Source organism: Methylobacterium sp. WL116 (genome assembly GCF_008039455.1).
Taxonomy (GTDB): Bacteria; Pseudomonadota; Alphaproteobacteria; order Rhizobiales; family Beijerinckiaceae; genus Methylobacterium.
In genome coordinates this window covers 1-9,595 of the sequence record NZ_VRUV01000139.1, presented here as the reverse complement: position 1 = coordinate 9,595, position 9,595 = coordinate 1, and the positions used below count along the sequence as shown (strand labels likewise).

Sequence of the window (9,595 nt, the reverse complement as noted above, 5' to 3'; positions counted from 1 at the left end):
CAAGGCCGCCGCGGCCTTGGCCGCGAACAGCCGCCCGTCGGCCCGGGTCCCCGGCACCGCGACGAAGACGCCGCCCGGCACCACGTTGCGGCTGTCGGCGGTCAGCCCGGCCACCGGGCGGCCGGCTTCGCCCGTTCCCGCATCCGGGAACAGGGTGCCCAGGGTCGGCGCGCTCACGGGCCGCCGACCATGCTGGCGTGGTAGGCGTTGAGCTTGACCATCAGCGGGAAGGGCTTGGCCGGCGGCTCGAATTGCGGCGGCAGGCCGAGGATCGGCGCGACGCGCTCGATCACCTTGCCGGTGACGACGCCGGAGTTCCAGGCGGCGGTGGCGTAGCCGCCGCTCTCCGGCAGGCCCTGCGGCTCGTCCATGATGGTCACGAACAGGTATTTCGGCTTGTCCATCGGGGCGGCCGCCATGAAGGTCGTGAACAGGCGGTTCTTGTTGTAGCGCCCGCCGATCACCTTCTCGGCGGTGCCGGTCTTGCCGCCGACGAAGTAGTACGGGATCGCCGCCTTCTTGGCCGAGCCTTCGGTCGCGTTGAGCCGCATGATGAAGCGCATCGCCTCGCTGGTCTGCGGGCTCAGCACCTGCGTCGCCTTCGCCATCGCCTCCTTGACGTCGGTCTTGAGGAAGGTCGGCGTCATCAGGAAGCCGCCGTTGGCGATCGCCGCCACCGCCGCCGTCGCCTGGATCGGCGCCACCGCGAGGCCGTGGCCGAAGGCGATGGTGATGGTGTTGATCTCGGTCCAGCGCGGCGGGATGATCGGCATGGCCGACTCGGGCAGCTCGGTCCGCATCCGGTCGAGCAGGCCCATCTTCTTGAGGAACGCCTTGTGGCCGGGCACGCCGACGCCGAGCGCCATCTTGGCCGAGCCGATGTTGGACGAGTGGGTGAACACCTCGGGCATGGTGATGACGCGGTTGGTGCCGTGATACTCGTGGATCTTCTGGCGGCCCCAGCTCAGCACGCCGCCGCGGGTGTCGAAGGTCGAGTTGACGTTGTACTTGCCCGATTCGAGCGCCATCGCGAGGGTCATCGCCTTGAAGGTCGAGCCCATCTCGTAGACGCCGACGTTCATGCGGTTGATCTTGTCGTCGGACAGGGCGTCGACCGGGTTGTTCGGGTCGAAGTCCGGCATCGAGACCAGCGCGATCACCTCGCCGGTCTGGACGTCGAGGATCATCGAGGCGCCGGCCTTGGCCTTGAAGTGCTCGATGCCCTTGGCCAGCTCGTCGCGCACCGCGAACTGCGCGCGCAGGTCGACCGAGAGCTGGATCGGCTTGAGGTCGGTCTGCTTGGCGACGAAGCCGAACTCGTTCAGGGCCTTGTTGCCCTGGTTGTCGATGTACTTCTCCATCCCGGCGATGCCGATGTTGTCGAGGTTCGTCGCGCCGATGATGTGGGCGGCGGCGACCCCGTTCGGGTAGACGCGCTTGTGGTCGGGCAGGAAGCCGATGCCGGGGATGCCGAGCCGGTGGACCTCGGCCTGCTGCTTCGGCGTCAGCTCGCGCTTCACCCAGACGAAGCCGACGCCCTTCTTGCCCGGCTTCTGGGTGAGCTTGGCGCGCAGCTCCGTGGCGTTCAGCTCGGGCAGGACGGCGGTGAGCAGCTCGACCGCCTCGTCCTTGTCGTAGATGTTGCCGGGCTCGGCGAAGACCGAGACGGTGCGGATGTCGGTGGCGAGGATCTCGCCGTTGCGGTCGATGATGTCGGGCCGGATCGCGGTGGTGGCGGCGGCCGCCACCCGGTGCTCCTGGCTCGGCGGCGCGCCGAAGATCGCGATCGACAGGAGCCGCACGCTGATCGCGCCGAACACCGCCAGGAACGCGAGGCCGACCAGCGCGACGCGGGTGTAGGAGCGCTCGATCGCGAGGCGGAACATCGCCCGGAACAGGCGCATCCCGGGATGGACCCGCGGCTCGGTCTCGAGCACCGGCTCCTCGACGGCGTGGGAACGCGGCGCGGATTCAAGCTCGGGCTCGGCGTGATCGTGCCCGGCCGCGTCGTCGGGCAGCGCGTGCGGGTCGGCGGCCTGCGGATCGCGGGCGGCGTCTTCGGGTGCGGCGTCGTGAGCGTCTTGGGACACGGGGACTACCTCGAGGCCGCGTTCGGCGTGCGGGTCGTGACGACGGTGCGGGTGATCGATCCGGTGGTGCGGGGCTCGGAGGCCGGCCCCTTCTCCTTCGGCGTCGCGGTGGCCGCGAGCAGGCGGCCGATCTCGTCGCCGCGCTCGGGCCGGGCCGGCAGGTCGGCGAGGCGCCCGAGATGGCTGGTGCCGATCGGCTCCAGGGCGAGGTGCTTCTCCACCGCCGCCTGAAGCCGGTCCGGCCGGGTCAGGAGCTGCCACTCGGCGCGCAGCACGGCGATGGCCTGCCGCTCGGCATGCAGGCCGCTCTTCAGCTTCGAGACCTGACCGCCCTGGTAGAGCGTGTCGTACTTGATCGAGTAGGCGTAGATCGCCGAGGCGACGAGGCCGGCGACGGCGAGCAGGTTGAGCAGGCGGATCACCGGCGTGCGCCTCCGCGCGGGGCTTCGGGAAGCGCGGCGAGCGCCTGGATCGCGGCGAGCGGCGCCGGCACGGGTGCATCCGTGCGCTCGGCGGCCCGCAGCTTGGCCGAGCGCGCGCGCGGGTTGCGCGCGGTCTCGGAATCGGAGGGCAGCACCGGTCCCTTGGTCACCGGCTTGAAGCTCTTGGCGGCGGCGGGCTCGCCGCCGGGCAGCGCGCTCGGCATGTGGCGCGAGGCCTGGACCGCGCGGCCGCTGCGGGCGGAGAAGAACTGCTTGACGATGCGGTCCTCGAGCGAGTGGAAGGTCACCACCGCGAGCCGCCCGCCCGGCCCGAGCATCCGCTCGGCCGCGTGCAGCGCCTGGACCAGCTCCCCGAGCTCGTCGTTGACCGCGATGCGCAGGCCCTGGAACGTGCGCGTCGCCGGATGGATGCCGCTGCCGGGCTCGGTGCGGACGACGCCGGCGACGAGGTCGGCGAGCTGCGCCGTGGTCTCGATCCGGCCGCGCCGGCGCGCCTCGATGATGGTGCGGGCCACCGCGCGCGAGCGCCGCTCCTCGCCGTAATGGTAGATGATGTCGGCGAGCTCCGCCTCCTCGGCCTCATTGACGAGGTCGGCGGCGCTGAGGCCGGTGGCGGCCATCCGCATGTCGAGCGGGCCGTCGTTGCGGAACGAGAAGCCGCGCTCGGGCTGGTCGATCTGCATCGACGACACGCCGATATCGAGCACGATCCGATCGGCCTGCGCCTCGCCGAGCTCAGCGAGGTGGGCGTCGAGGGCGCCGAACCGTCCGGGAACCAGGGTGAGCCGCCCGTTCGCGGCGGCGACGAGCCCGGCGCCGCCGGCGATCGCCGACGGGTCGCGGTCGATGCCGATCACGCGCAGGTCGGGATCGGCGGCGAGCATCGCGCGGGTGTAGCCGCCGGCGCCGAAGGTGCCGTCGACCGCAAGCCCGGCCCCGCACAGGTCGAGGGAGGCCAGCACCTCGTCGAGCAGCACCGGAACGTGCGGTCCGCCGGCCGGCTCCAGGGGCTTGCGCGTCATCGGGGCACCCCGCCTGCGGAGGTTCGCCGGGCCGCGCGCGGCCGAGGCAGCCCGCCGTGGACGGGGGGAACGGTTCGGCTCATGGCTGCCTGCACCCGGCCGCTGCGTCGCGGCGCGGTCGGTTTGGGCGGTCCCGGTGATGCGGCGGCCAAAGGCCCGCACACGGGCGATCCCCGCTTGGGCGCGGGGCGCGTCCGTCGATCCGGAAGTCACCGTTGACGAGATGTTGGCGGGTACCATGGGCCTCTGACGATCGTCAACGCAAGCGAAGACCCGCATCGCGGACGTCCGATCTGACCTCGACAAGGTTAACCGACGGTCAATTTTTCGTCGCGTCGGCCGAGGTTCGAGCTGCGATTGACGACTGTAGTGACGACGTGAAAGCGTCAGCCGGCGAAAGCTTCGCACAGCTTCGCCCAGCGCGGGCATATATTCCCCACGATCCCGCAGCCGCCCGAGGATCGGCACGATCCGTCAACGGCTTAGCCGGGGTTCCCGACGACGCGCCGGGCCGGGAACGAGCGGATCAGCCGGCCTGTAAGCCGGGTTCTGTAGGGCCCGGATGCCGCGAGGCACCCGGACGTGGCGGCCATTCCTCTGGGACGATCGTTGCCGACCGCCTCGAGCAACCAACCCGGGCGACTGGCCTGGAGAGCGGGCCTGCCTCTGCCTCTCGCGAGGCGAGGCGCGCCGCCCCTATTCGGTCTTGCTCCCGGTGGGGTTTGCCGTGCCGTCCGCGTTGCCGCGTCCGCGGTGCGCTCTTACCGCACCCTTTCACCCTGACCCCGCGACCTCGCGGCCCGGGGCGGTCTGCTCTCTGTGGCACTGTCCCTGGGGTCGCCCCCGCCGGACGTTATCCGGCACCGTCTCTCCATGGAGCCCGGACTTTCCTCCCCGGGCTGACGCCCGGAGCGGCCGCCCGGCCGACTGATCCGGCGCGGATGTGGGCCGGATCGGTCGCCCGGGTCAAGCGGGCTACCAGCTGCCGGTGTTCTCCATCGAGGCCCACGGCTCCTGCGGCTCCTTCGCGCCGCCCTTCTGCAGGATCTCGATCGAGATGCCGTCCGGCGACTTCACGAAGGCCATGTGGCCGTCGCGCGGCGGCCGGTTGATGGTGACGCCCTTGTCCTTCAGCCGGGCGCAGAAGGCGTAGATGTCGTCGACCTGATAGGCCAGGTGCCCGAAGTTGCGCCCGCCGGAATAGGTCTCCGGGTCCCAGTTGTAGGTCAGCTCCACCAGGGGGGACTTGGTGGTCTCGGCGCGGGCCGCGTCGCCGGGGGCGGCGAGGAAGACCAGCGTGAAGCGGCCCTTCTCGTTGTCGATGCGGCGCACCTCCTGCAATCCGAAGGTGTCGACGTAGAACGCGAGCGCCGTGTCGAGGTCGGCGACGCGCACCATCGTGTGCAGATATTCCATAGGCGGCATCCTGTTGGGCCGGGGCGGCGTCCCGCCTCCCCGGCCGGATCTGCGGGACGCCCGGCGCAGCCGACGAAGGTCGCGGCGCCGGGCGGGTCGCCGCGGTAGCTAGCGCCCGATCGGGCGGCCGGTAGGCCGTACCCGTCGGCGCGGTCGCGAATCGCGACACGCGCCTGGATCGCGTCGGCCGACGCGGCGGCGGCATCCCCGTCGGGCCGCAGGGCTTCGAAGGAAGAGCCCCGACGATCTCCGCCCCGTCGGCGACGTTCTTCGTCCTCGGGGCGGCTTCGCACAGGATCCCGTCCGGGCTTGGCGGCGCGATCGTCCGGCGGGCGGACCGTGCGCCGGGATCTTATCGCGTCGGCCCCGCGGCGGCTCTCGATCCCGGCGCCGTCGCGAAGCGGTGGGCGGCCATCCCGACCAGCATCGCCGCAACGAAGACGGCGACGGGCAGTCTCCCGGTCGAGAGGGCCGCGACCGCCGGCCCGGGGCAGAAGCCGGAGAGCCCCCAGCCGATCCCGAACACGGCCGACCCGCCGACGAGGGCCGCGTCGATCCGGCGGTTCGTCGGGATCTGGAAGGCGTCGGCGAGGACCGGCCGCGGCAGCCGGCGGGACAGGCGATAGCCGAGCGCCGAGACGGCGACCGCGCCGCCGAGCACGAACATCAGGCTCGGGTCCCAGGCTCCCGTGACGTCGAGGAAGCCGCGGACCCGCACCGGGTCGAGCATGCCGGACACGGACAGGCCGACCCCGAAGATCACGCCCGCCGCGAGCCCCGCCAGCAGGCGCCGGAGGCCGATCACCACGCCCCCCCGAAGGCGCGCGCCGCCGCTACCGTCGCCATCCCGGCCGACAGGAAGGTGAGCACCGCCACGAGCGAGCGCGGCGACAGACGGGCGAGGCCGGCGACGCCGTGGCCGCTGGTGCAGCCCGAGCCGAGCCGCGTGCCGAACCCGACGAGCAGGCCCGCGACGACGAGCACCGGCAGCGAGGCGACGATCCGCATCTCCGGCCACGCGCCGGAGAGCCAGGCGAAGGCCGGCGGCCCGATCAGCAAGCCGGCGACGAAGGCGGCATCCACCCGCCGGCGCTCGCCCCGGTCGGTGCCGAGGCCGGCGACGAGGCCGCTGATGCCGGCGATGCGGCCGTTCAGCAGCAGCAGCAGCGCCACCGAGAGGCCGATCAGCGCTCCGCCGGCGAGTGCGGACAGATCGATGCTGGTCATGCGGGCGGTCCTCCTTCGCGTGCGGCGGCCGGCGTATCGCGCGGGGTCGCCGGAAACAAGGCTTGCAATCCCCCGCAGGATCACCAATTATTCAATTAAGTCAACAACTTAACGGAAGAATCATGCTGCTGGACAGAGCTTCCGCGACGCAAAGCATCTCCGAATTCGACCCCTGGGAGGACAACGACGTCCTCGCGCCGCCGACCCCGGTTCGTTCGCCGCGGGCGGGGGCGCATCGCACCGGCGCGGCCGCCGCGATCGCCGAGGGCGATCAGGTCGTGTTCGCTCGGCTCGACGTCGCCGAAGCGCTCGGCATCTGGCGCCACGCCCTCGGTCGCGTGGTCGAGACGCACGACGAGGCGCAGGCGGCCCGGGTCACCCTCGACGTCAAGTTCGACGGCCACGAGACCCTGCATCGCTACCTGCCGGATCTCTTCGAGAAGCGGACGGCGTGAGGATGCCGATCCGTTCGCGGGTCGCCGCATGAGCCTCGGAGCCATCCTCGAGGCGCGCTCCTCCCTGCCGCAGGCGCCGCTGCGGACGACGAGCCGCAGCACGAGCGTCGACGCGGTCTGGGCGGAGGTCCGCGCCGAGGCCGAGGCGGCGCTGGTGGAGGAGCCGCTCTATGCCGGCATCATCCAGGCGACCGTCCTCGACCAGCGCAGCATCGCGCAGGCCTTCGCCTACCGGCTCGCGCACCGTCTCGGCGACGGCGACCTGTCGCGGCTGGCGATGCGCGACCTCTGCCTCGCCGCCTTCGAGGCCGACCCGCATGCCGGCGCCCACGCGGTGCGCGACCTCGTCGCCATCCGCGAGCGCGACCCGACCTGCCGGCGCTATCTCGACCCGTTCCTGTTCTACAAGGGCCTGGCGGCGCTGGAGGGCTACCGGGTGGCGCACTGGCTCTGGCACCAGGGCCGGGCGACGCTGGCGCTGCACGTGCAGAGCCGGATCTCGGAAGTGTTCGGCGCCGACATCCACCCGGCGGCGCGCATCGGCTCCGGCGTGTTCATCGATCACGCCACCGGGGTGGTGATCGGCGAGACCACGGTGATCGCCGACGACGTCTCGATCCTGCAATCCGTGACGCTCGGCGGCAACGGCAAGGAGAGCGGCGACCGCCATCCCAAGATCGAGCGCGGGGTGCTGCTGAGCGTCGGCGCCAAGGTGCTCGGCAACATCCGCGTCGGCGAGGGCGCCCGCGTCGCGGCGGCCGCGGTCGTGCTGCACGACGTGCCGGCCCACACCACGGTCGCCGGGGTGCCGGCGCGCGTGGTGTCGAAGCTGCCGCGCAGCGAGGAGCCGGCCCAGAGCATGGACCAGTTCTTCGGGGACGGGATCTGACACGGGCCGATGCGAAGGCGGCCGGCTCGCGGCCACGATCGGAGGCGCCGGCGGCTGCGCCGTCTCGCTCGTCTCGGCGACGGGAACGGTCGCTCGTCCCGCGCGGGCGTCGGAACGATTGAGCGGACGGTGGGACGAGCTAAGCCTTCATCGCGCCGGACGAGGCTTTTGGAGAAGTGCATTCTCCAGAAACACGACTGCACGGCACCGTAATTCATCATACCAGCATTCGATAGCCGGCATTTCTGCAATACATCGCAACTTGAGAAAATCGTTCTATTGACCGCGCATCGCGGCCGAGGCTAGACCACGAACGTTCCAAGACGCGACGCAGGTCGTCGTGGGTGGACGTCAAGCATTCGATGCTTCATCCGAACGCGCCATCCCTTCATGCGGGATGGCTGCGGCCGATACATCATGCCGGCACAGCAACGTGCCCGGGCTCGAACGACAATCAAGCGGGGACGACGAACGATGAGCGGACAAGGGCAGAGCGTGGGCGCATCGGCAGCACGCAATCTATCGACCGCGACCGTCACGTCGGTCCAGAACCTCGCCAACACCCCCCGCTGGCTCCTGCGGCTGCTGCCCTTCGTCGACGTCGACGGCGGCGTCTACCGCGTGAACCGTCGCGCCGTGGTGCTGGCCAAGCCCGGCCGCATCGACCTCGCCTCGGACGGCAAGGGCCGCGCGATCAGCCCCGCCTCGCTGCGCGCGGTGCCGCCGTTCAGCCGCCTCGGCGATGCCGAGCTGGCCGCGCTGGGGGACCGGTTCACCGAGAGCCGGCACAATGCCGGCGAGACGATCTCGGAGGGCGGCGCGGGCGACCGCAGCCTGACGATCGTCGCCGACGGCACCGTCGAGCTCTCGCTGTCCGGCCCCTACAAGAACCGGCTGCGCTCGGGTCTCGCCACCCGCGGCGACTTCTTCGGCGACGAGACCCTGGTCGGCGGCAGCCAGCCCGCGCCCGCCGTCAAGGCGCTCTCGGCGGTGACCCTGCTCACCCTCGACCGCGCGGCCCTCGACGACGACGCGGTCAAGAACCGCATCGCGCAGTACGTCGAGGAGCGCGACCGCCTGAAGGGGCACACCAACAGCCACGGCGAGCAGGGCATCGAGCTGCTGGCCGTCCACACCGGCGCCCCGCGCCTGCCGACGACCTTCGTCGACTACGAGATCGATCCGCGCGAGTATCACCTCTCGACGATCCAGACGATCCTCAACACCCACACCCGCATCACCGATCTCTACTCGAACGAGATCGATCAGCTCCGCGAGCAGATCCGCCTGACGGTGGATGCCGTGAAGGAGCGCGAGGAGTGGGAGCTGCTCAACAACTCCGAGTTCGGCCTGCTCAACGAGGTCGGCGGCCGCCAGCGCATCCCGACGCGCTCCGGCCCGCCGACGCCCGACGATCTCGACGAGCTTCTGACCCTGGTCTGGAAGAAGCCCGCCTTCTTCGTGGCGCATCCCCGCGCCATCGCCGCCTTCGGCCGCGAGGCCACCCGCCGCGGCGTGCCGCCGGTCGTGGTGCACCTGTTCGGCGCGCCCTTCCTGACCTGGCGCGGCGTGCCGCTGGTGCCGAGCGACAAGCTGCCGATCGACACCGACCCGGCGACCGGCGCCCAGACCACCTCAATCCTGCTCTTGCGCGTCGGCGAGGGCGAGCAGGGCGTCGTCGGCCTGCAGAAGTCGGGCGTCACCGGCGAGATCGAGCCGGGCCTGTCGGTGCGCTACATGGGCACCAACGACCACTCGATCGCCTCGCACCTCGTCACCCGCTACTTCTCGGCCGCGGTGCTGGTCGAGGACGCGATCGCCCGCCTCGATAACGTGCTGCTCGGCAACTACCATGACTACGCCTGAGGCCGGCGTCTTGGGCATCTCCGCCATCGGCATCCCCACGGGCGCGACGGGCGACTCCGCCGCCTCCCTCACCCATGCCGATCTCGTCGGGCGCCTCGCCCGCGAGATCTACGGCCAGGGCAACGCGGCGTCCGCCCCGCTCGCCCCCGCCGTGCCGGCGTCGCCGCAGCGTCCCCAAGGCCTGGAG

At 71.4% G+C, this 9,595-nt stretch carries 11 protein-coding genes and 1 other RNA gene; 4 read left to right on the top strand and 8 right to left on the bottom strand.

Going from position 1 to position 9,595, the window contains the following annotated elements:
• The 8 genes from FV223_RS31765 to FV223_RS12435 form a co-directional block, all read right to left on the bottom strand.
• On the bottom strand, positions 1-162 hold a 162-nt coding region (locus FV223_RS31765; protein WP_348644790.1), incomplete at its 3' end, for a Mur ligase domain-containing protein.
• An 11-nt stretch (positions 163-173) separates the two neighbouring features.
• On the bottom strand, positions 174-1,937 hold the full coding sequence (locus FV223_RS12465; RefSeq protein WP_243933420.1) for a penicillin-binding protein 2: 1,764 nt from the start codon (positions 1,935-1,937) through the stop codon (positions 174-176).
• 158 nt (positions 1,938-2,095) lie between these two features.
• Entirely contained in the window at positions 2,096-2,512 is a 417-nt protein-coding gene (locus FV223_RS12460) for a hypothetical protein (RefSeq protein WP_147727345.1), read from the bottom strand.
• Positions 2,509-3,555: a 16S rRNA (cytosine(1402)-N(4))-methyltransferase RsmH gene (rsmH, locus tag FV223_RS12455; RefSeq protein ID WP_147727344.1), complete on the bottom strand. Its 1,047-nt coding sequence runs from the start codon at positions 3,553-3,555 to the stop codon at positions 2,509-2,511. The genes FV223_RS12460 and rsmH overlap by 4 nt, the downstream gene beginning before the upstream one ends.
• 522 nt (positions 3,556-4,077) lie before the next feature.
• Positions 4,078-4,486, bottom strand: an RNA gene (rnpB, locus tag FV223_RS12450) — RNase P RNA component class A.
• Positions 4,487-4,530: 44 nt separating this feature from the next.
• Positions 4,531-4,971, bottom strand: a complete 441-nt coding sequence (locus FV223_RS12445) for a VOC family protein (protein WP_147727343.1) — start codon at positions 4,969-4,971, stop codon at positions 4,531-4,533.
• A 352-nt stretch (positions 4,972-5,323) separates the two neighbouring features.
• Positions 5,324-5,773: a YeeE/YedE family protein gene (locus FV223_RS12440; RefSeq protein ID WP_147727348.1), complete on the bottom strand. Its 450-nt coding sequence runs from the start codon at positions 5,771-5,773 to the stop codon at positions 5,324-5,326.
• Positions 5,773-6,198 carry a YeeE/YedE thiosulfate transporter family protein gene (locus tag FV223_RS12435; protein ID WP_147727342.1) on the bottom strand — a complete coding sequence of 142 codons (426 nt, stop codon included), beginning with the start codon at positions 6,196-6,198 and terminating at the stop codon, positions 5,773-5,775. Before FV223_RS12435 ends, FV223_RS12440 begins: the two co-directional genes overlap by 1 nt.
• Before the next feature lie 257 nt (positions 6,199-6,455).
• On the opposite strand from FV223_RS12435, the gene FV223_RS12430 reads away from it, so the two are divergent.
• The 4 genes from FV223_RS12430 to FV223_RS12415 all read left to right on the top strand — a co-directional run.
• A complete protein-coding gene (locus FV223_RS12430) occupies positions 6,456-6,653 on the top strand; it encodes a hypothetical protein (RefSeq protein WP_147727347.1) in 198 nt (65 codons plus the stop codon).
• Positions 6,654-6,681: 28 nt separating this feature from the next.
• Positions 6,682-7,542, top strand: coding sequence for a serine O-acetyltransferase (cysE, locus tag FV223_RS12425; RefSeq protein WP_187274774.1), 861 nt, complete (start codon positions 6,682-6,684; stop codon positions 7,540-7,542).
• A gap of 474 nt (positions 7,543-8,016) precedes the next feature.
• Positions 8,017-9,408, top strand: a complete 1,392-nt coding sequence (locus FV223_RS32425) for a family 2B encapsulin nanocompartment shell protein (RefSeq protein ID WP_147727341.1) — start codon at positions 8,017-8,019, stop codon at positions 9,406-9,408.
• Positions 9,395-9,595 (top strand): hypothetical protein (locus FV223_RS12415; protein WP_147727340.1); only part of this gene is annotated, 201 nt, incomplete at its 3' end. The genes FV223_RS32425 and FV223_RS12415, both read left to right, overlap by 14 nt.

Coding starts and splice junctions, on each gene's coding strand:
- cysE (WP_187274774.1), top strand. CDS start 6,682: ATGAGCCTCGGAGCCATCCTCGAGGCGCGCTCCTCCCTGCCGCAGGCG.
- rsmH (WP_147727344.1), bottom strand. CDS start 3,555: ATGACGCGCAAGCCCCTGGAGCCGGCCGGCGGACCGCACGTTCCGGTG.
- FV223_RS12445 (WP_147727343.1), bottom strand. CDS start 4,971: ATGGAATATCTGCACACGATGGTGCGCGTCGCCGACCTCGACACGGCG.
- FV223_RS12435 (WP_147727342.1), bottom strand. CDS start 6,198: ATGACCAGCATCGATCTGTCCGCACTCGCCGGCGGAGCGCTGATCGGC.
- FV223_RS32425 (WP_147727341.1), top strand. CDS start 8,017: ATGAGCGGACAAGGGCAGAGCGTGGGCGCATCGGCAGCACGCAATCTA.